General features: G+C 71.0%; 21 protein-coding genes. 14 read left to right on the top strand and 7 right to left on the bottom strand.

Translation table 11 applies throughout. The annotated features are described in order from the left end of the window. Positions 1-52 precede the first annotated feature (52 nt). On the top strand, positions 53-634 hold the full coding sequence (locus ACZ3OF_RS21455; RefSeq protein ID WP_467306221.1) for a TetR/AcrR family transcriptional regulator: 582 nt from the start codon (positions 53-55) through the stop codon (positions 632-634). Here ACZ3OF_RS21455 and ACZ3OF_RS21450 read toward each other — a convergent pair. Both ACZ3OF_RS21450 and ACZ3OF_RS21445 read right to left on the bottom strand, forming a co-directional pair. Further along, a complete protein-coding gene (locus ACZ3OF_RS21450; protein ID WP_467306219.1) occupies positions 606-1,598 on the bottom strand; it encodes an NAD(P)-dependent alcohol dehydrogenase in 993 nt (330 codons plus the stop codon). The two genes, ACZ3OF_RS21455 and ACZ3OF_RS21450, sit on opposite strands and share 29 nt — an antisense overlap. Before the next feature lie 130 nt (positions 1,599-1,728). Further along, positions 1,729-2,955, bottom strand: a complete 1,227-nt coding sequence (locus ACZ3OF_RS21445) for a PucR family transcriptional regulator (protein ID WP_361672236.1) — start codon at positions 2,953-2,955, stop codon at positions 1,729-1,731. 182 nt (positions 2,956-3,137) lie between these two features. Between ACZ3OF_RS21445 and ACZ3OF_RS21440 the strand changes: the two genes are divergently transcribed. The 3 genes from ACZ3OF_RS21440 to ACZ3OF_RS21430 all read left to right on the top strand — a co-directional run bounded on the left by ACZ3OF_RS21440 (position 3,138) and on the right by ACZ3OF_RS21430 (position 6,088). Then, positions 3,138-4,064 carry a proline dehydrogenase family protein gene (locus ACZ3OF_RS21440; protein ID WP_361672234.1) on the top strand — a complete coding sequence of 309 codons (927 nt, stop codon included), beginning with the start codon at positions 3,138-3,140 and terminating at the stop codon, positions 4,062-4,064. A 30-nt stretch (positions 4,065-4,094) separates the two neighbouring features. Then, entirely contained in the window at positions 4,095-5,726 is a 1,632-nt protein-coding gene (gene pruA, locus ACZ3OF_RS21435; RefSeq protein WP_361672232.1) for an L-glutamate gamma-semialdehyde dehydrogenase, read from the top strand. 128 nt (positions 5,727-5,854) lie between these two features. Further along, positions 5,855-6,088, top strand: coding sequence for a hypothetical protein (locus ACZ3OF_RS21430; protein ID WP_361672229.1), 234 nt, complete (start codon positions 5,855-5,857; stop codon positions 6,086-6,088). Here ACZ3OF_RS21430 and ACZ3OF_RS21425 read toward each other — a convergent pair. Beyond that, on the bottom strand, positions 6,078-6,977 hold the full coding sequence (locus ACZ3OF_RS21425) for an alpha/beta fold hydrolase (protein WP_467306214.1): 900 nt from the start codon (positions 6,975-6,977) through the stop codon (positions 6,078-6,080). The two genes, ACZ3OF_RS21430 and ACZ3OF_RS21425, sit on opposite strands and share 11 nt — an antisense overlap. A gap of 118 nt (positions 6,978-7,095) precedes the next feature. Here ACZ3OF_RS21425 and ACZ3OF_RS21420 point away from each other — a divergent pair, with 118 nt between their 5' ends. Then, positions 7,096-7,638, top strand: coding sequence for a GNAT family N-acetyltransferase (locus ACZ3OF_RS21420; protein WP_361672224.1), 543 nt, complete (start codon positions 7,096-7,098; stop codon positions 7,636-7,638). Positions 7,639-7,651: 13 nt separating this feature from the next. On the opposite strand, the gene ACZ3OF_RS21415 is transcribed toward ACZ3OF_RS21420, so the two are convergent. The 3 genes from ACZ3OF_RS21415 to ACZ3OF_RS21405 are packed head-to-tail and all read right to left on the bottom strand — an operon-like array spanning position 7,652 to position 9,769. Continuing rightward, the gene (locus ACZ3OF_RS21415; protein WP_467306212.1) at positions 7,652-8,377 is read right to left on the bottom strand and encodes a hypothetical protein; all 726 of its coding nucleotides are present in this window, start codon (positions 8,375-8,377) and stop codon (positions 7,652-7,654) included. Continuing rightward, on the bottom strand, positions 8,374-8,712 hold the full coding sequence (locus tag ACZ3OF_RS21410) for a PadR family transcriptional regulator (protein WP_467306210.1): 339 nt from the start codon (positions 8,710-8,712) through the stop codon (positions 8,374-8,376). The genes ACZ3OF_RS21415 and ACZ3OF_RS21410 overlap by 4 nt, the downstream gene beginning before the upstream one ends. Before the next feature lie 49 nt (positions 8,713-8,761). Beyond that, the gene (locus ACZ3OF_RS21405) at positions 8,762-9,769 is read right to left on the bottom strand and encodes a zinc-binding dehydrogenase (protein ID WP_467306208.1); all 1,008 of its coding nucleotides are present in this window, start codon (positions 9,767-9,769) and stop codon (positions 8,762-8,764) included. 101 nt (positions 9,770-9,870) lie between these two features. Here ACZ3OF_RS21405 and ACZ3OF_RS21400 point away from each other — a divergent pair, with 101 nt between their 5' ends. The 4 genes from ACZ3OF_RS21400 to ACZ3OF_RS21385 all read left to right on the top strand — a co-directional run bounded on the left by ACZ3OF_RS21400 (position 9,871) and on the right by ACZ3OF_RS21385 (position 13,743). Continuing rightward, on the top strand, positions 9,871-10,746 hold the full coding sequence (locus ACZ3OF_RS21400; RefSeq protein WP_467306206.1) for a LysR family transcriptional regulator: 876 nt from the start codon (positions 9,871-9,873) through the stop codon (positions 10,744-10,746). A gap of 226 nt (positions 10,747-10,972) precedes the next feature. Continuing rightward, on the top strand, positions 10,973-11,107 hold the full coding sequence (locus tag ACZ3OF_RS21395; RefSeq protein ID WP_361599877.1) for a hypothetical protein: 135 nt from the start codon (positions 10,973-10,975) through the stop codon (positions 11,105-11,107). A gap of 263 nt (positions 11,108-11,370) precedes the next feature. Further along, a complete protein-coding gene (locus ACZ3OF_RS21390; RefSeq protein WP_361434552.1) occupies positions 11,371-12,411 on the top strand; it encodes a 3-isopropylmalate dehydrogenase in 1,041 nt (346 codons plus the stop codon). A 243-nt stretch (positions 12,412-12,654) separates the two neighbouring features. Beyond that, positions 12,655-13,743, top strand: coding sequence for a branched-chain amino acid aminotransferase (locus ACZ3OF_RS21385; protein ID WP_361672213.1), 1,089 nt, complete (start codon positions 12,655-12,657; stop codon positions 13,741-13,743). Positions 13,744-13,874: 131 nt separating this feature from the next. Here ACZ3OF_RS21385 and ACZ3OF_RS21380 read toward each other — a convergent pair whose 3' ends face one another. Next, positions 13,875-15,302 carry a cytosine permease gene (locus ACZ3OF_RS21380; protein ID WP_361672210.1) on the bottom strand — a complete coding sequence of 476 codons (1,428 nt, stop codon included), beginning with the start codon at positions 15,300-15,302 and terminating at the stop codon, positions 13,875-13,877. A 136-nt stretch (positions 15,303-15,438) separates the two neighbouring features. Between ACZ3OF_RS21380 and ureA the strand changes: the two genes are divergently transcribed. From ureA to ACZ3OF_RS21355, 5 genes are read left to right on the top strand one after another with little or no spacing between them, the layout of a single operon-like run. Beyond that, positions 15,439-16,122: an urease subunit gamma gene (gene ureA, locus ACZ3OF_RS21375; RefSeq protein ID WP_361672208.1), complete on the top strand. Its 684-nt coding sequence runs from the start codon at positions 15,439-15,441 to the stop codon at positions 16,120-16,122. Next, the gene (locus tag ACZ3OF_RS21370; RefSeq protein WP_361672205.1) at positions 16,122-17,804 is read left to right on the top strand and encodes an urease subunit alpha; all 1,683 of its coding nucleotides are present in this window, start codon (positions 16,122-16,124) and stop codon (positions 17,802-17,804) included. Before ureA ends, ACZ3OF_RS21370 begins: the two co-directional genes overlap by 1 nt. Before the next feature lie 10 nt (positions 17,805-17,814). After that, positions 17,815-18,840, top strand: a complete 1,026-nt coding sequence (locus ACZ3OF_RS21365) for an agmatine deiminase family protein (protein ID WP_361672203.1) — start codon at positions 17,815-17,817, stop codon at positions 18,838-18,840. Positions 18,841-18,883: 43 nt separating this feature from the next. Further along, complete coding sequence (locus ACZ3OF_RS21360; RefSeq protein WP_361672201.1) at positions 18,884-19,318, top strand: hypothetical protein; 435 nt, start codon at positions 18,884-18,886, stop codon at positions 19,316-19,318. Positions 19,319-19,341: 23 nt separating this feature from the next. Further along, on the top strand, positions 19,342-19,965 hold the full coding sequence (locus ACZ3OF_RS21355; protein ID WP_361672699.1) for a TetR/AcrR family transcriptional regulator: 624 nt from the start codon (positions 19,342-19,344) through the stop codon (positions 19,963-19,965). The last annotated feature ends 40 nt before the right edge of the window (positions 19,966-20,005 follow it).

Raw genomic sequence — 20,005 nt, 5'->3', positions numbered from 1 at the left:
GCGCTAGACGATCGTCTTACACGAGCGTCTAGCCGCCGGGTACAGTGCTGTCATGGGACACAAGGAAGACCTGCTGGAGGGCGCCAAGAGCTGCCTCCTGGAGAAGGGCTACGCCCGCACCACGGCCCGCGACATCGTCGCCGCCTCGGGCACCAACCTGGCCTCCATCGGCTACCACTACGGCTCCAAGGAGGCCCTGCTCCAGAAGGCGTTCCTCGCGCTCACCGAGGAGTGGGGCAACCGCGTGGGCCCGGCGGGGAGCGGCGAGGACAGGAAGACGCTCCCGGCCGACCCGTACGAGCGATTCCACACGGTCTGGGAGCAGGTCATCGCGGCCGCCGACGCCAGCCGTCCGGTCTGGAAGCTCCAGACGGAGGTCGTCACCCGCCTCGACGACGACGCGAAGCTCCGCGAGGCCATCAAGGAGCCGCAGCGCGAGGGCCGGCTGGGGATGGCCGAGGTGTTCCTCGGCCTGGACCCGGAGGCGGACCCGGAGAAGGCCCGGGTCGCAGGGCTGCTCTGCCAGGCGCTCGCGACGGGAGTGATGATCCAGTGGATGGTCGACCCGGAGACGGCTCCGACGGCGGACGACCTGACCGAGGGGCTCAAGGTGCTGATGGGGGAGGGGAGCTGACGACGACCTTGGCGCGCGCGTGCTCGATCTCCACGTAGCGGATGGCCTCGGCCGCCTCGCTCAACGGATAGGTCCGGTCGATCACCGGGGTGACGCTGCCGCTCTCGGCGAGGTCCCGCAGTACCGCGAGCTTCTCGCTGCCGGGGGAGGCCGAGAGCACGAGCAGCCGTTGGCGCACGAAGCGCGACATCAGCTGCCCCTTGAGGAGGAGCGCCATCGGCCCGACCAGGCTGCCCCCTTCGAAGACACCGCCGCCGGACAGGACGAGCGTCCCGGTGGGGGTCAGGACGCGTCGGCACTCGGCCAGCGAACGGTTCCCCACCAGGTCGAACAGGAGGTCGTACCGCTCGGCGCCGGTGGCGAAGTCCTCCCGCGTGTAGTCGACGACGCGGTCCGCGCCGAGCGAGCGGACCAGGTCCACGTTCCTCGTACTGCACACGCCGGTGACGTCCGCGCCGAGGGCCTTCGCGATCTGGACGGCGAAGGTCCCCACCCCTCCCGACGCACCGTTGATCAGCACCCTCTGCCCCTGCCGCACGCGCCCCGCATCGCGCAGCCCCATGAGTGCGGTGGTGCCGGCCAGCGGAATCGCGGCCGCCTGTTCGTACGACAGGTTCGCCGGTCTTCGCTCCACGACGTCCTCGGAGGCGCACAGGAACTCGGCGAACGCTCCTGGGGCTTCGCCGAACACCTCGTCACCGGGGCGGAACCGTGTCACCCCCGCGCCCACCGCCTCCACCCGGCCCGCGAAATCCGTACCCGGGATCCGCTCCTTCGGTCTGCGGACGCCGAGCGCCAGACGCGCCAGATACGGATCGCCTCGCATCAGATGCCAGTCGCGCGCGTTGACCGAGGCCGCGTGGACCCGTACGAGCACCTCGCGGTCGCCCGGCACCGGCGTCCCGATGTCGCCGAACTCCAGCACATCGGCCGAGCCGTACCGGTCCTGAACGATTGCCTTCATGGTCCTCCGCCTTCCCCCGCCTCTTCTGCGAAGGTACGAGCTCCCGGCGCCCGGGGGTATCGGGGACGGCCCCCAGAACACCCCTGCGGATCCCTGAGAAAGTCCCGGGGACGGAAAAGCCGAAAGATGACTACAACTTCGCCGCCTTGAGTGCCATGTGGAGCAGCAGACGGTCCTCGCCCGCGTCCAGGTCGAGGCCCGTCAGCTGCTCGACGCGCGAGAGGCGGTAGTAGAGCGTCTGGCGGTGGATGCCGAGGGCCGCCGCCGTGCGGCCCGCCTGGCCCGCGTGGTCGAGGAACACCTCGGCGGTGTGGGCCAGTTCGGCATGGGCGGGGGTGAGCAGGGCGCGGACCGCCGGGTCCGGGGCGGTTCGCGGGAGGGCGGTGAGCAGGCGGTACGGGCCGATGGCCGACCACTCGGCGAGCGGGCCGAGCCCCGGCTGGGCGGTCGCCGCCCGCGCGCCCGCCGCGGCCTCGCGCCAGGCGGTGTCCAGGTCGGCGAGCCCTCGGCGCGGGAGCGAGACGCCGGCGACGGCGCCCGGGCCCGCGGTGTCCCGCAGCCGCCCGGCCGCCGAGGCGGCGGGCGCGAGGTTGTCCGCGGCCCGCAGCCGCACCAGCCCCCCGAGCGCCCACGTGCCCTCGCCGCCGAGCGCCGTGTCCGGTGCCGGCTCCGGCTCGCCGTCCGGCCCGCCGGTCCGGCCGCCTCCCCGTCTCCTCGGGCCCACGGGGAGGTGCCACGGCACCGTGCAGAGCGCCGCCGCGGCCGGGACCGTACGGGACGACGGGCTGTCCTCGCCCGGCCAGGGCGCCACGCACACCATCGCGTGCAGCCCGTCCGCGTCCGGGCCCAGGGCCGTACGCAGCGCCGTGAGTGCCATGTCGTACTGCCAGCCGCGCTCGGCGGTCAGGGCCGCCCGCAGCTCCCGGGAGAGGTCCGAGCCCGCGCGTTCCTCGTCGGCGAGCAGGCCGCCGATCCGGGTGGCGACCTCCATGGCCGCCGTGAGCTGGGCGTGCGTGGGATGCGGCTCGGCGTCCAGCAGCCAGACGTATCCGAGGACGACGCCCCGATGACGTACGGGAAGGCAGATCCGGTCGCGGAACACCCCGGCGTCGGGGGCCGCCGGGATACGGACCGGGCCCGTCGCCCGCGTGATGCCGAAGCCCTCGAACCAGGCGCGGACCGCCGGGGTCGACTTCCGCGTCAGGATCGACCGTGTCCGGACGGGGTCCATGGCGGTGTCGTCGTCGCTGTCGTGGGCGCCGAAGGCGATCAGCCCGAAGTCACGGTTCTCCAGCGTCGCCGGCGCTCCCAGAAGCGCGGAGATCTCGTCCACCAGTTCTTGGTAATCGCCCTTCACGGCGCCATTCTCGCACCCCTTCAGACATTTGTATGAGATGCCGCGCACGGATGCGTGACAGCTGTCGATGGCAGAGGATCGGAGCGATCCTTAGGTTTCACGGTGGTTCTCCGTGCTGTTCCCGATTGCTTACGAAAGTTCGGGTAGGCACCCTTCGTCACCCTGCCCTTCTGGAGGTCCCCGTGCTGGGTCCCGTGATCCTCGCCGCGTCCCGCAGCGACAAGATGCGCCGTTTCGTGTCGGCCGCCCCCGGGACCAAGCAGGTCGTGGACCGGTTCATCGCCGGCGAGACGGTCGATCACGTCATCCCGATCGTCCAGGACATCACCGGCCGCGGCCTGGAGGTCACCCTCGACGTCGTCGGTGAGGACATCACCACCGTCGAGCAGTCCCACGCCGCGCGCGACGCGTACCTGGAGCTGATCGGCCGCCTGAAGGAGCTGGGCCTCGGCGAGCGCGCCGAGATGTCCGTGAAGCTCTCGATGTTCGGACAAGCGCTGGAGGGCGGCCACGAGCTCGCCCTCGCCAACGTCCGCCCGGTCGTCGCGGCCGCCGCGGAGATCGGCACCACGGTCACCCTGGACGCCGAGGACCACACCACCCTCGACTCGATGTTCGCCATCCACGAGGAGCTGCGGAAGGACTTCCCGCAGACCGGCTGCGTCATCCAGGCGTACCTCTTCCGCACGGAGGACGACGCCCGCCGCCTCGCCGCCAACGGCTCCCGCGTCCGGATCGTGAAGGGCGCCTACAAGGAGCCCGCCTCCGTCGCGATCCAGGCCAAGCCCGAGATCGACAAGGCCTACGTCCGGATCATGAAGATCCTGATGGAGGGCGAGGGCTACCCGATGATCGGCTCCCACGACCCCCGTCTGATCTCCGTCGGACAGGAGCTCGCCCGCCGCGCGGGGCGCAAGCTGGACGAGTACGAGTTCCAGATGCTGTACGGCATCCGCAGCGAGGAGCAGAACCGTCTCGCCGCCGAGGGACACCGCATGCGTGTCTACACCGCGTACGGCACCGACTGGTACGGCTACTTCATGCGCCGCCTCGCGGAGAAGCCGGCCAACCTCCTCTTCTTCGTCCGCTCCATCCTCACCAAGGGCTGAGCCCACCCCTCAAAAGGAGTTACGAGACTCATGGACGCTGTGACCCAGGTCCCCGCTCCGGTCAACGAGCCGGTGCACAGCTACGCCCCCGGTTCCGCCGAGCGCGCCCGTCTGGAGGCGGCGCTCAAGGAGCTGGCCGACAACCCGCGCGACCTGCCGATGACCATCGGTGGCGTCAAGCGCATGGGCGGCGGCGAGCGCGTCGACGTCGTGCAGCCGCACAACCACAAGGCCGTCATCGGTACCTTCGCCGGTGCCACCCAGCAGGACGCCCAGGACGCCATCGACGCCGCCCTGGCCGCCGCCCCGGCGTGGCGCGCGATGTCCTTCGACGACCGCGCCGCGATCATCCTGCGCGCCGCCGAGCTGCTCGCCGGCCCCTGGCGCGAGACCCTGGCCGCCTCCACGATGCTCGGCCAGTCCAAGACCGCGCAGCAGGCCGAGATCGACACCCCCTGCGAGCTCGTCGACTTCTGGCGCTTCAACGTGGCGTACGCCCGCCAGATCCTGGCCGAGCAGCCGCCGGCGAACTCGCCCGGCGTGTGGAACCGCCTGGACCACCGCCCGCTCGAGGGCTTCGTCTACGCGATCACGCCGTTCAACTTCACGGCCATCGCGGGCAACCTGCCCACCGCCCCCGCCCTCATGGGCAACGTGGTGGTCTGGAAGCCGTCCCCGACCCAGACCCACTCCGCCGTGCTCCTCATGGAGCTCCTGGAGGAGGCCGGTCTGCCGAAGGGCGTCATCAACCTGGTGACGGGCGACGGCATCGCCGTCTCCGAGGTGGCCCTGAACCACCGCGACCTGGCCGGCATCCACTTCACCGGTTCGACCAAGACCTTCCAGCACCTGTGGAAGACGGTCGGCAACAACATCGAGTCGTACCGCTCCTACCCGCGGATCGTCGGCGAGACCGGCGGCAAGGACTTCGTCGTCGCCCACCCGAGCGCCGACCGCGCGATCCTGAAGACCGCGCTGACCCGCGGCTCCTTCGAGTTCCAGGGCCAGAAGTGCTCCGCGTCCTCGCGTGCGTACGTCCCGGCCTCCATCTGGAACTCGGGCTTCAAGGAGGAGTTCGCGGCCGAGGTCGACGGCATCAAGATGGGTGACGTCACCGATCTGACGAACTTCATCGGCGCCGTCATCGACGAGCGTGCGTTCGCCAAGAACAAGGCCGCGATCGACCGTGCGAAGGCCGACGAGACCTGCACGATCGTCGCCGGTGGCACGTACGACGACTCGGAGGGCTACTTCGTCCGCCCGACCGTCATCGAGTGCTCCGACCCGGAGAACGAGGTCTTCACGACCGAGTACTTCGGCCCGATCCTCGCGATCCACGTCTACGAGGACGACACGTACGACGAGATGCTGACCCAGATGGAGTCGGCCTCGGACTACGCGCTGACCGGCTCGGTCATCTCCGGCGACCGTGCCGCCACGGCGTACACGATGGAGAAGCTCCGCTTCGCCGCGGGCAACTTCTACATCAACGACAAGTCGACCGGCGCCGTCGTCGGCCAGCAGCCCTTCGGCGGCGGCCGCGCCTCGGGTACGAACGACAAGGCGGGCGCCCCGCAGAACCTGATGCGCTGGACGCTGACCCGCGCGATCAAGGAGACGCTGGTCCCGCCGACCGAGTACGGCTACCCCCACATGGGCTGAAGCCCCCTGGGCCGCCAGTGCGGCCCACCCCTGACACCGCCCCCCTCCTGGACCCCCAAACCAGGACGGGGGCGGTTCTCATGCGGGGGGCTTACGCTGCTGGGAGGGGGCTCGGTGAGGAGGACGACATGCCTGGTTCGACGACGCTCGGCCCCGGGCACGGGGTCGACGCGATCGAGCACCTCGACGCGCTGCGGATGATGTCCCTGATGAAGGAGCTGCACCGGCTGCTGACCGAGGCGGGATCCGACCGGTTCACGGACGCGCAGGTCGCGGCCCTGAGCGGGGAAGCCCACCATCGGGAGGGCCTTACCGACTGGGTGGAGCGCATGGCCCGCGACCTGGAGAAGGCTACGGCCTGAGAAGGACGCGCCGCGCGAGGAAGTCGCCGATCAGCGAGGCGATCGCCGGCGCGTGCGTCTCCAGGGCGAAGTGACCCGTCGGCAGGAGGTGGACCTCCGCGTCGGGAAGGTCGCGGAGGAAGGCCTTGGCGCCCGCCGGGACGAAGACCTCGTCGCCCTCGCCCCAGACGGCGAGCAGAGGGACCTGCGTGGTGCGGAAGTACTCGTGGAAGGCCGGGTAGAGGGCGAAGTTGGAGCCGTAGTCGCCGATCAGGTCCAGCTGGACTGCGTCCTGGCCGTCCCGCGCCATCAGGGTGGCGTCGTGGTGCCAGGCGTCGGGGCTGAGCAGGTCACGGAACTCGGGCGGGACGCCCGTCTCGTACTGCCACCTGATGCCGTCCAGGGAGCGGATGCCGCGCACCGGCTCCTCGGTCTCGGGGGTGCGGTCGGCGATCATCGCGAGGACGGGAGCCCAGGCGTCGGCGCCGAGACCCTCCTCGTACGCGTTGCCGTTCTGGGTGACGATCGCGGTGACGCGTTCGGGGTGGGCGAGGGCGAGACGGAGGCCGATGGGGGCGCCGTAGTCCTGGATGTAGAGGGCGAACCGTTCCAGGCCGAGGGCTTCGGTGAACTCCGCCGTGACGGCGGCCAGTTCGGCGAAGGTGTAGTCGAACTCCCCGGCCGGCGGCGCCGCGCTGCGGCCGAAGCCGAGATGGTCGGGGGCGATCAGCCGGAACGGGCCGGCGAGCCGTGGGATCAGGTCGCGGAACATGTGCGAGCTGGTGGGGAAGCCGTGCAGCAGAAGCAGTACGGGCGCGTCGGCGGGGCCGGCCTCCCGGTAGAAGACCTCGTGGCCCCGGACGCTGGTGGTGCGGTGGTGAACCTGGTGGACCCGCGCCGCATTCGTCATCCCTAACCTCCTAAAGAGCGGTGAGTGGTTATGAAATGAGTCAAGCAGTACTGTGTGTAACCTGTCAATGAACTCAAAGAGGTTAGAAGTCTCTCCGTGGGTGCGTCAGACTGGGGGCATGGCGGACTCCTTGCACATCGACCCCACCCACCGGCTCGGGCCCCAACGTCTGCGTGCCGTACGGGAGATGCTCGACGACGCCTTCGGGGGTGGTTTCTCGGACGAGGACTGGGACCATGCCCTCGGGGGCGTCCATGCGTGGATCGAGGACGAGCGTGGCATCGCCGCCCACGGCAGCGTCGTCATGCGGCGCGTGCTCCACGAGGGGCGTTCGTGCCGCGTCGGTTACGTCGAAGGCGTGGGCGTGCGCGGCGACCGGCGCCGGCAGGGACTCGGCGGGCTCGTCATGGCCGAGCTGGAGCGGGTGATCGACGGCGCGTTCGCGTTCGGGGCGCTGTCCGCCTCCGAGGGCGGGGCCACGCTCTACACGGCGCGCGGCTGGCGCCTGTGGGAGGGCCGGATCGAGGTGCTCGGCCCCCAGGGGATCGCCCGGCTGCCCGAGGAGGAGGGGTCGACCTATGTACGGCCGGCGGCCGGTCGGCGGCTGCCGGACCCCGCCGTCGCGCTCCTCTTCGACTGGCGCGACGGCGACGTGCTCTGAGTGGGCGGAGGCCTCAGCCCTGGCAGCCCTTGGCGGCGTCCCGCTTCAGGCCGATCATCCCGCCCGCCAGTCCGAACAGCGCGGCGAAGATCGCCACCGACGGCGGCAGGTCGAAGGCGCCGACGGTGGTCGTCACGGCCGCGCCGACGACCAGCAGCAGCCAGACCGCGAAGAGCGCCTTCCCCTTGCGGCTGAGGAAGAGCCAGCGGCCGGGCCGCTGCGGCAGCGTGTCGAGGGCCCCGGCCGGTCCTTCGCTCGCGGCCTTCGGGCGCTTGAAGTAGGCGAAGAGCATCCACTCCCCGCACATCTCCCACCCCTCCGGCGTCAGCCGGTCGAGCACCTCGTCACGCCGCTTCCCGCTGATCAGCTCGCGGCGGTACTCCCAGCGCAGAGCGGCGCCCGGCACCCGCCGGCACATGAACCGGCCGAGCGTGTCGAGCCCTTCGACCTCCCAGCCCTGGTCGCCGTGGAGTGCGAGCAGCCGCCGGTCGTTGTAGATGTCGGCCGTCCAGAGCCAGGTCTCGGCCTTCTCGGCGGGCTCCGCCGCCGCAGGCACCGTGCCGCCCAGGCGTGCCGCGAAGTCGGCGGCCGGGCCGAACTCCTCCTCCGGCGACGTGCCCGTATCGGCGAGGTGCCCGCGCAGTTCGGAGACGGTGGAGGCGATCTGCTCCGCCGGTACGCCGGCCCCGCGCAGCACGGTGGTCAGCTCGTCGAAGTACGTGCTCGGCTCGGTGTTCATCGTGTTCCCCCGGTCTTCAGCATGGTGCGAACGGCGGTGTGGAAGGTCAGCCACGCCCCGCTCTCGGTGGTGAGGTGGCTCCGGCCCTGCTCGGTGAGGCAGTAGTAGCGTCGCCCCGGTCCCCGCTCCGCGGCCCGGAACTCGGCCTCCACCAGCCCGGCTTCCTCCAGCCGGTTCAGTACGGGATAGAGGGTCCCGCCCTTGATCTCCCCGAGCCCCGCCTCGGCGAGCGCCTTGGAGATCTCGTACCCGTAACTCTCCTCCTCCGTGAGGCAGGAGAGGACGAGGAGATCCAGGACGCCCTTGAGCCAACTCGATCTGCGGTCTGCGGCCATGGCTGTATTCCACCACCAGCTAGGTAGGAATGCAACCTAGCTGGCATCGCTAGCTGGATCGGGACACCAGCATCTTCCCGATGTTCTCGCCGCGCAGCATCCCCAGGAACGCGTCCACGATGTGCTCGAAGCCCTCCACCACCGTCACGTCCAGAGGCAGCCGCCCGCTCCGCAGATGCGGCACGGCGAAGTCGTACAACTCCTGCTGCGCGTCGGCGTGGTTGCTCACCAGGAAGCCTTCGAGGCGGATGCTCTTCTCCACCAGGTCGAAGAGATTGCGCGGCGCCGGCGGGGGAGCGGACAGCGCGTGGTACTGCGCGACCGCGCCCACCCAGGCGATCCGGCCGTGCTCGCGCAGCGAGGCGATCGCGGCTTCCAGATGGTCCCCGCCCACCCCGTCCAGCACCGCGTCCAGACCCGCCGGCGCCGCCTTCGCGAGCAGCTCCTTCACCGGCCCGTCGTGATAGTCGAAGGCCGCGTCGAAGCCCGCCTCCTCCGTCAGGTACGCGACCTTCCGGGCCGAACCGGCGCTGCCGACGAGCCGCCCGGCGCCCAGAAGCCGGGCGAAGCGGCCGGCCGCCGTGCCGACCCCGCCGGCGGCGGCCGAGACGAACAGGTCCTCGCCCGGCTGGAGCCGCGCGATCCGGGCCAGGCCGACGTACGCCGAGAGGCCCGTACCGCCCAGGACGCTCAGATGCGCGGTGAGCGGCACTCCCTCGAAGTCCGGAACGGCGCGCACCTCGTCGGGCGCGACGAGGGAGTGCGTACGCCAGCCCTTGCGGTGCAGGACCAGGTCGCCGGGGGAGAGTGCGGGGGTACGGGAGTCCAGGACGCGGCCCAGGGTGCGGCCCTCCATGGGGGAGCCGAGCGTCCACAGGGAGTCCCCGTCCATCGCCTCGCGGTGGTACGGGTCCACGGACCAGAGGAGGTTCTCGACGAGTGCGGTGCCGGGCGCCGGGGCGGGGACCGGGGCCTCGACGAAGGCGAAGTGACCGGGGGTGGGGAAGCCGTCGGGCCGGGCGGTCTGGTGGACGGTGATCATGGTGTCGTGCGTCATGGGGGAGACCGTAGGAAGGAATCAGCAGGCCGGGCAGTAGGTTGCTTCGATGGATCGCCCCGATCCATCGAAGTTCCTCATACTCCGAGGTGGAAGACCCGATGACCGACCTCGCGCCGCACGAGTTGCGCGTTCTCCTCGCCGTCGGGAGCGAGCGCGGCTTCTCGGCCGCCGCCCGGGCCCTCGGAACGACCCAGTCCGCCGTCTCCCACTCCGTACGGACCAGTGAGCGCAAGCTCGGTGCGGTCCTCTTCGACCGCGGGCGGTCCGGGGCCACGCCCACCGCCGCCGGGGAGCGGGCTCTCGCCCATGCCCGGCGGGTGCTGCGGCTCCTGGACGTCATGGGCGCGGAGGTGCGCGAGGCCGGGAGCGGCACCGTCGCCGGGCCGCTGCGGATCGCCGCCTTCCGCAGCGCGGCCCTGCATCTGCTGCCGCGCGCCCTGGAACGGCTGACCGCCCACCACCCGGACCTCGTCCCGGAGGTGCGGATCGTACGGGAGGTGGGGCGCGGGACGGCCGGCGAGGTCCTGGACGGGCGGGCGGACCTCGGTATCGCGACGATCGGGACGACCTCGCCCGTACCGCCGCAGCTCGTCGGGGGTGTGCTGGTCGAGGAGGCGTACGCGCTGGTGCACCCGGCCGGGCACGCGGCGCCGCGCTCGCTGCCGCTCGTCGACTGGGCGGAGAACTGCACCTCCTACACCCGCCGGTGGTGGGCGGAGCAGGAGTGGCTGCCGGCGGCGACCGTCGAGGCCGAGGACGACGGAGCGGTGCTCTCGATGGTGAGCAGTGGTTTCGGTATGGCCGTGATGCCGGAACTCTCCCTGATCGGAGCACCGCCCTCGGTGGAGATCACCGATCTCGGTCCGGAGCGCCCGACCCGGTCCGTGGGCTATGTCACCACCCCTGAGCTGGCGAAATCCCTCGCCGTGCGCGCTCTCATCCGGGAGCTGCGGGCCGTCGGCCGGCCGGTGTGAGCCGAGCGCCGTCTCAGATAGTAGGAAGTCCGAGTAATTGTGGAGACAGATGCGGCCGCCTGTCCTAGCTTTGTAGGAGCCGAACGTCTCGCTCCATCAGCGAATGGCGGTCGTGAGCGCGCTGCCCCTCTGCAGGCAACCCCTGCGGGCCCGCTTCCCGCCCCTTCCGGCGCCTTCGATCACCACTGATCTCGGATCATCACTGATCTCAAGGAGTCGATCCCTCATGGCCGCTGAGACCACCCGCCGTGTCCGCCACTCCGTCGCCCGCCCCAGCGGTGACGACGCCCGTAAGAACGCCGCCGCCGCCCTCCAGCGCGCCCTCGACCGCCGTGACAACGGCGGCTCCACCGGGCACTGACGCGCTGATCCACCGCAAGCCCTTAAGCCGTCCGCCTGACCTCGAAGTGGTCGATGCGCTCGCCGCTCTCGGCGAGCGCGGACACCTTGAGGACCGCGAGGACCCCGGACCCGCGACCACTCCACCGTGTCCGGGTCCGGCAGTCGCAGCCTGGTCCAGTGGAACGTGTCCAGGACGCGGGACGGACGACATTCGAAGGCTCGCGGTCGTCCGCATCGTGGACTACGAGTGTCAGACGGTGGGACGAGGAGTAGGGTGCCGACATGTCTCACAGCATCAATCTCGCAGTCATTCCCGGCGACGGCATCGGTCAGGAGGTCGTGGCCCAGGGCCTCAAGGTCCTCGCTGCCGCGCTCCCGCAGGACGTGAAGCTGGAGACGAAGGAGTACGACTTCGGCGCCAAGCGCTACCACGCGACCGGTGAGACCCTCACCGACGCCGACGTCGAGGCCCTCAAGGAGCACGACGCCATCCTGCTCGGCGCGATCGGCGACCCGTCGGTCCCGTCCGGCGTGCTGGAGCGCGGCTTCCTGCTGAAGCTCCGCTTCCTCTTCGACCACCACGTCAACCTGCGTCCGTCGAAGCTGCTCCCGGGTGTCTCGACCCCGCTCAAGGGCCAGCCCGAGATCGACTTCATCGTGGTCCGCGAGGGCACCGAGGGTCCGTACACCGGCAACGGCGGCTCGATCCGCACCGGCACCCCGCACGAGGTCGCCACCGAGGTCTCCGTCAACACGGCCTTCGGTGTCGAGCGCGTCGTCCGTGACGCCTTCGCCCGCGCCCAGGCCCGCCCGCGCAAGAAGCTGACGCTGGTCCACAAGAACAACGTCCTGGCGTACGCGGGTCACCTCTGGACCAACATCTTCAACAAGGTGGCCGAGGAGTTCCCCGAGGTCACCACCGACTACCTGCACGTGGACGCGGCGACGATCTTCCTCGTCACGCAGCCCGAGCGGTTCGACGTGATCGTCACCGACAACCTCTTCGGCGACATCATCACCGACCTCGCCGCGGCCGTCTCCGGCGGCATCGGGGTCGCCGCCTCGGGCAACATCAACCCGAGCGGCGAGTTCCCCTCCATGTTCGAGCCCGTCCACGGCTCCGCGCCGGACATCGCGGGCCAGGGCAAGGCCGACCCGACGGCCACCGTGCTCTCCGTCGCCCTCCTCCTGCGCCACCTCGGCCACGAGGCCGAGGCCGGCCGTGTCGAGGCCGCCGTCGCCGCGGATCTGACCGAGCGCGGCGACTCCGTCCGTACGACGGCCGAGATCGGCGACGCGCTCGCGGTACGCGTAGCGAGCTGACCCGTCGACTGAACGTCACACAGCCGCCGGGTCGCATCGAGCACCCGGCGGCTGTACCTATGCGGTCGCGGGGTGCCACCATCAAACCCTGGACCGCACCACACACCGTTTCGTGCACCGGTCCCCACGGGCGATAATCGAACGTGGGGCCGCGGCATGCGGGAAAGCTCGGACGTCCTAGCAGAGCACTGATAGCGGCGTGAGCGCGGTCCGTCACACACAACCGGTGAAGGACTAGCACTCATGACGACGCCCACGATCGAGCTCAAGCCCTCCTCCAGCCCGCTGTCCGACGCGGAGCGCGAGGCGATCCTGGCCAACCCCGGATTCGGCCGCCACTTCACCGACCACATGGTGACCATCCGCTGGACCGAGGGGCGGGGCTGGCACGACGGCCAGCTCGTTCCGTACGGCCCGCTCTCGCTCGACCCGGCCACGAACGTCCTGCACTACGCCCAGGAGATCTTCGAGGGCCTCAAGGCGTACCGCCGTCCCGACGGCACCGTCGCCACCTTCCGCCCCGACGCCAACGCCCGGCGCTTCCAGGCCTCCGCCCACCGGCTGGCCATGCCGGAGCTGCCCGTCGAGACCTTCATCGAGGCGTGCGACGTCCTCGTCCAGCAGGACAAGGCATGGGTCCCGGCGCACGGCGGCGAGGAGTCGCTCTACCTGCGCCCCTTCATGATCGCGACCGAGGTCGGCCTCGGGGTGCGCCCGGCGAACGAGTACCTCTTCGTCGTCATCGCCTCGCCCGCCGGACCGTACTTCCCCGGTGGCGTGAAGCCCGTCTCGATCTGGCTCTCCGAGGACCGCGTCCGCGCCGTCCCGGGCGGCGTGGGCGACGCCAAGACCGGCGGCAACTACGCGGCCTCCCTGCTGGCCCAGGCCGAGGCGGCCGCGAAGGGCTGCGACCAGGTCGCCTACCTCGACGCCGTGGAGCACAAGTGGGTCGAGGAGCTCGGCGGCATGAACCTGTACTTCGTGTACGGGGACAAGATCGTCACCCCGACGCTGACGGGCTCCCTGCTCGCCGGCATCACCCGTGACTCGCTCCTCCAGCTCGCGAAGGACCTCGGCTACAGCTCGGAGGAGGGCCGCGTCTCCATCGACCAGTGGCAGGCCGACAGCGAGAACGGCACCCTCACCGAGGTCTTCGCCTGCGGCACCGCCGCCGTCATCACGCCCGTCGGCACGGTGAAGTCGGCGCGCGGCGAGTGGCAGCAGTCGGGCGGGCAGCCCGGCGAGGTCACGATGAAGCTCCGTGACGCGCTGCTCGCGATCCAGACGGGCAAGTCCGAGGACGTCCACGGCTGGACGCACCAGCTGGGCTGAGGGGATCTCTTCCCCCGGGTGTGGGCACCCGTTCCGCGGGACGGAACGGGTGGCACGCCCGGGGGCCGGGGTGGGCATGCCCGGGGCTGCTGTGCGTGCAGGCCCGGTCACTTCTCGGGCCTGCCTGGGATTCAGGAGACGGCGACTTCCTTCTCCGCCGCCCGCTCGCGTACGACCGCCGCCGCGCGGCCCGGCGTCAGCACCGCGTACAGCACTCCACCCACCAGCGCCGACAGGACGAAGCTGCAGTCGATCCCGCCCGTCAGGGCGAGCAGCGGGCCCTCGTACAGCGGGGTCGACACCGACGCGAGGCCCACCGCCGCCCCCAGGGCCCAGCAGACCGTCGCCCGGGGGTGCCAGCCCGCCGAGAACCAGTACGCGCCACCCCGCGCCCCGCGGTTGTACACCTGGAGCGCCTCCGGGTCGTACGCCCCACGGCAGCGCGCGTGACCGATCAGCGTGATCACGGCCCACGGCGTGCCGATGGCCGTCAGCAGCAGCACGAACGACGTCATCGCCGACTGCGCGTCCGAGGCGAAGTGGCCGAGGAAGACGAAGGCCGTCGCCACCGCCGCCACCACCAGCGTGGCCCGCGCCCGGGTCGCCCGCGGCAGGATCGCGTCCAGGTCCAGGCCCATCGAGTACAGCATCAGACCCGCGTTGCCGACCGTGCCCGCGGTCGCCGCGAGGAGCAGCGGCACCACGTACCAGGCGGGGGAGGCCGCGACGAGCGGGCCCGCGTAGTCCAGGGCGCCGCGGGCCGCCAACGCCGTGTACGTACCGAAGAGCTGAGGGATCAGCAGGCCGAAGACCAGGCCGATACAGGTGGTCCGCCAGACGGTCTTCGGGCTGTGCCGCTCGGGGGACATGTAGCGGGTGTAGTCGCCGAGCAGCGTGATGAAGGCGACCGGGCCGCTGAGTCCGGCGGCCACCGCCGAGAGCACCCACGTCGGCCAGAACGAGCCGAGCAGATACGGGGTCTCGGGCACCGGAGCCGCGGTGACATCGCCCGCGTACGCGACGAGGCCGAGGCCGAGCAGCAGGGTCATGCCGATCGCGAGCCCCTTGCTGAGGCGGAGCAGCAGCCCGTAGCCGAAGACGGCGAAGACGACCGTGCAGGCGGCGAGCACCGCGTACACCACCGCGTGCGTGGTGTCGCCGGTCGGCAGACCGGTCAGCCGGGCGAGGGTCCCGACCACCACGTCGCCGCCGATCCACAGCGTCAGCGCCGTGTAGCCGAGGGAGAGCAGCAGCCCCACCACCGAGCCGACGAGCCGGCCGCGGACGCCGAAGAAGGCGCCGCTGGAGGTCGAGAGGTTGGTCGCGGTGCGCAGCGAGACCAGGGCGAGCGGGGCGGTCACGGCGACGCCGACGAGCGTTCCGGTCACGACGGAGGTCACCGACGCCCACAGCCCGAGGCCGAAGGAGACCGGCAGCCAGCCGAAGACGATCACTCCGAGGCAGAGGTTGGAGCCGAGGAGGATCGCCAGCAGGTCACGGGGACCGCTGGTGCGTTCCGCTTCGGGGATGGTGTCGACTCCGCGCTGTTCGATCGGCATGGGGCTCCCTGCGGGGCAAGCGGGCGGACGGGATTTAGAGTGGCGCTCAATGTGACCCACTACCGACGCGTACGTCAATGCTTGGATACGGCGCACCGAACGTTTAGAGTGTCGCTCAAACAGGAGGTGTGTGGACGTGCGACTGACCCCCACGGAACGAGACCGGCTGCTGCTCTTCGGCGCAGCGGAGCTCGCCCGGGCCCGCCGGGCACGGGGCCTGCGGCTCAATGTGCCGGAGGCGACCGCGCTCATCGCGGACACGGTCTGCGAGGCGGCCCGCGACGGCAGGCGGCTCGCCGAGGCGATCGCGGCCGCCCGGTCCGTGCTCGGTCCGGACGACGTACTGCCGGGTGTGGCCGATGTCGTCACCGAAGTGCATGTCGAGGCCGTTTTCGACGACGGCTCGCGGCTCGCGGTCGTCTCCGACCCGATCGGCGGTCCTTCGCTGGGCGAGAGTGCGCCGGGCGCGCTGCTGCCGGCCCCCACGGTGGCCGAGGAGCCGCCCGCGCTGACCCTGAACGTCCGCAACACCGCGGCGGTGCCGGTCAGCGTGACCTCGCACTTCCACTTCTTCGAGGCCAACCCGCGCCTCGACTTCGACCGGGCCGCCGCCTACGGCATGCGGCTCGCGATCGCCGCGGGAGCGTCCTTCCGCTTCGATCCGGGCGGCGAGGCCGAGGTCGGCCTCGTGCCCATCGGCGGCGCGCGTGTCGCCATCGGCTTCGCGGGCCTGGTCGACGGCCCGCTCGACGCGCCCGGCGCGAAGGAAGAGGCACTGCGACGCGCCGCGGCCTGCGGCTACCTGGGAGTTGAGGCGTGATGGACCCGTACGAGTACGCATCGGTGCACGGGCCCCGCGCGGGCGACCGGGTCGTCCTCGGCGACTCCGGGCTCGTCGTCCGCGTCGAGTCCGACTCGCAGAAGCCGGGCGACGAGTTCCTCGCCGGCTTCGGCAAGACCGCCCGCGACGGTCTTCACCTCAAGGCCGCTGCCGTCCGTGAGACCTGTGACGTGGTGATCAGCAACGTGCTGGTGATCGACGCCGTCCAGGGCATCCGCAAGGTGTCGATCGGTATTCGCGAGGGCCGGATCCACGCCATCGGGCGTGCGGGCAACCCGGACACGCTCGACGGTGTCGACGTCGTCGTCGGCACCGGCACGTCGATCGTCTCCGGCGAGGGCCTCATCGCCACCGCCGGTGCCGTGGACACCCATGTCCACCTGCTGTCCCCGCGCATCATGGAGGCCTCCCTCGCCTCTGGTGTCACCACCATCATCGGACAGGAGTTCGGTCCTGTCTGGGGGGTTGGCGTCAACTCGCCATGGGCCCTCAAGCACGCGTTCAGTGCCTTCGACGCGTGGCCGGTCAACATCGGCTTCCTGGCGCGTGGGTCGTCCTCGGACCCGGCTCCGCTGGTGGAGGCGCTGGCCGAGGGCGGTGCGTCCGGTTTCAAGGTGCATGAGGACATGGGCGCCCACACCCGCGCGCTGGACACCGCGCTGCGGGTCGCGGACGAGCACGATGTGCAGGTCGCCCTGCACAGTGACGGCCTGAACGAGTGCCTGTCCGTGGAGGACACCCTCCGGGTGCTGGACGGGCGGACCATCCACGCGTTCCACATCGAGGGCTGTGGTGGCGGTCATGTGCCGAACGTGCTGAAGATGGCGGGTGTGCCGAACGTCATCGGTTCGTCCACCAACCCGACGCTGCCGTTCGGGCGGGACGCGGTGGCCGAGCACTACGGGATGATCGTCTCCGTCCACGACCTGAAGACCGATCTGCCCGGCGATGCGGCCATGGCGCGGGACCGGATCCGGGCGGGGACGATGGGCGCGGAGGACGTCCTGCACGACCTGGGGGCGATCGGGATCACCTCGTCCGACGCCCAGGGGATGGGGAGGGCCGGCGAGACCGTACGCCGGACCTTCGCCATGGCCGGGAAGATGAAGGCCGAGCTGGGCCCGCTGGAGGGCGACGGGGCGCACGACGACAACGCGCGTGTGCTGCGGTACATGGCGAAGCTGACCATCAACCCGGCGATCGCCCACGGCCTCGCGCACGAGATCGGTTCGATCGAGGCCGGCAAGATGGCCGACATCGTGCTGTGGCGGCCCGAGTTCTTCGGCGCCAAACCACAGATGGTCATCAAGAACGGCTTCCCCGCGTGGGGGGTCGTGGGCGATCCGAACGCCGCCACCGACACCTGCGAACCCCTCGTCCTCGGACCGCTGTTCGGCGCCCATGGCGCGACCCCGGCCGACATCTCGGTCGCGTTCGTGGCCCAGGCCGCCGTCGACCTCGGCGCCGACCGGATGCCGACCCGGCGCCGCCGGGTCGCCGTCCGCGGCACACGCGGCATCGGACCCGGCGACCTGCTCCTCAACTCCCGCGTCGGAGACGTCCAGGTCGACGGCCGGACGGGCCTGGTGTCGCTGGACGGCGACCCGCTCCGCTCCGAGCCGGCCGAGTCCGTCTCCCTCAACCGCCTCTACTTCCTCTAGGACCTGACCCATGACCTCCGAGACCTTCCGTATGCCGCCCGAGTGGGCCCCGCACGAGCGCACGTGGATGGCCTGGCCCGGCCCCAACCCCACCTTCACCAACGACGAGGAGCTGGCCGAGGCCCGTACCGCGTGGGCCTCCGTGGCCCGTGCCGTACGCCGTTTCGAGCCGGTCACCATGGTGGTCGGCCCCGGCCAGCTGGAATCCGCGCGGGCCCTGCTCGGCGACGCGGTCGACCTGGTCGAGCGCGAGCTCGACGACGCCTGGATGCGCGACATCGGCCCGACCTTCGTCACCGACGGCACCGAGCTGGCCGCCGTCGACTGGGTCTTCAACGGCTGGGGCGCGCAGGACTGGGCCCGCTGGGAGCACGACTCCAAGATCGCCCGCCATGTCGCCGATCTCGTCGACGTGCCGGTGCTGAGCAGCCCCCTGGTGAACGAGGGCGGCGCGATCCACGTCGACGGTGAGGGAACGGTCCTGCTGACCGACACCGTCCAGCTCGGCTCCGGCCGCAACCCCGAGTGGACCCGGGCGCAGGTCGAGGCGGAGATCCACGCGAAGCTCGGCACCACGAAGGCCATCTGGCTCCCGCACGGCCTCTCCGGCGACTACGGCATGTACGGCACGCAGGGCCACGTCGACATCGTCGCCGCCTTCGCCAGGCCCGGCACCGTGGTCGTCCACAGCCAGCAGGACCCGGCCCACCCGGACTACGAGCGCTCCCGGATGTACGTCGACATCCTCAGCCGCCAGACGGACGCCAAGGGCCGTCGGCTGGAGGTCGTGGAGATCCCGGCCCCCACGGTCCTGAAGGACGAGGAGGGCGACTGGGTCGACTACTCGTACATCAACCACTACCTCTGCAACGGCGGCGTCGTCCTGTGTGGCTTCGACGACCCGAACGACGAGATCGCCGCGGGCATCTTCCGCCGGCTGTTCCCGGAGCGGATCGTCACGCTGGTCGACGCGCGCGGCATCTTCGCGGGCGGCGGCGGCATCCACTGCATCACGCAGCAGCAGCCGAAGGTCTGAAACCCCTTGGCGACGGCCGCGGGCGGCGTGACAGCCTGCGGCCATGCCACTGATCACCCACGACGGCGCCGACTACGCGCTCCAGATCCTGTACTCCGTACCGGATGACGCCTGGTACCTGGAGCTGGACCACGTCGCCGGCAACCGGACCGTGCTGACGGCCGTCGTGCCGGACGAGGACCCGGCCCGGGAGCCGACCGTGTGCGTCGACCCCGTGTCGGGGCACCACTCCGTCCCGTACGACGTCATGCGCTGGTTCATGGAGCACGTGGAGGAGGAGATCCGCACGTCACGGGGGTGGATGCGGCTGAGGCCCGAGCTCGTCGAGATCATCCGCGAGCTGCGCGAGGAGTACCTCGGCGTGATCGACGACGAGCGGTTCCGGCGCGTGTCGGCGGAGCTGCGGGCGACCGTGCCCGTCGAGGACGTCCCCGCTGTGCTGGAGGCGGCCTTCGGCCGGGGGTCGGCGGAGGCGTGAGGTAGAACAGACGAGTGACCCGCATCAGCCCCGCCGGACCCCGGCGACGCAACAACGCCGCCCCTCCCCGTGAGGAGCTCCTCGCCGCCGCCATGGACACCATCGCCGAGCGCGGTCTCGACGGGCTGACCATGGCCGGGCTCGGGCGCGAGGTCGGGATGAGCAGCGGGCACCTCCTCTACTACTTCCGCACCAAGGACGAGCTGCTGCTGCAGACCCTGGAGTGGAGCGAGGGGCGGCTCGGTGCCGAACGCAGCGCGCTGCTCTCACGGCCCGGGACCGCCCGCGAGCGGCTCGACGGATACATCGACGTCTACGTCCCGGACGGCCCGCGCGACCCCCACTGGACCCTCTGGCTGGAGGTCTGGAACCGGTCCCAGAACGCCGACGACGACGCGCGCGCCCGGCAGGCCGCCATCGAGGGCGCCTGGCACCGTGACCTGGTCGCCCTGATCGCCGAAGGCGTCTCGCGCGGGGAGTTCCGGCCCGTCGACCCCGACCGGTACGCGGCGCGGATGCGGGCCCTGCTCGACGGCTTCAGTGTCCATGTCGCGGTCGGCATCCCGGGCACGGGGCGTGAGCAAGTTCTCGCGCACGTAGGGGAGTTCGTCGCCGAAACCTTGTTGCTGCGAACACAACGAACGTAAGTACTCCCGATCGTTGCGGACTACACCCTTGTTGCCCGGC

This window comes from Streptomyces sp. NPDC022552, assembly GCF_055561875.1.
This window is presented reverse-complemented; position numbering and strand designations above follow the sequence as displayed.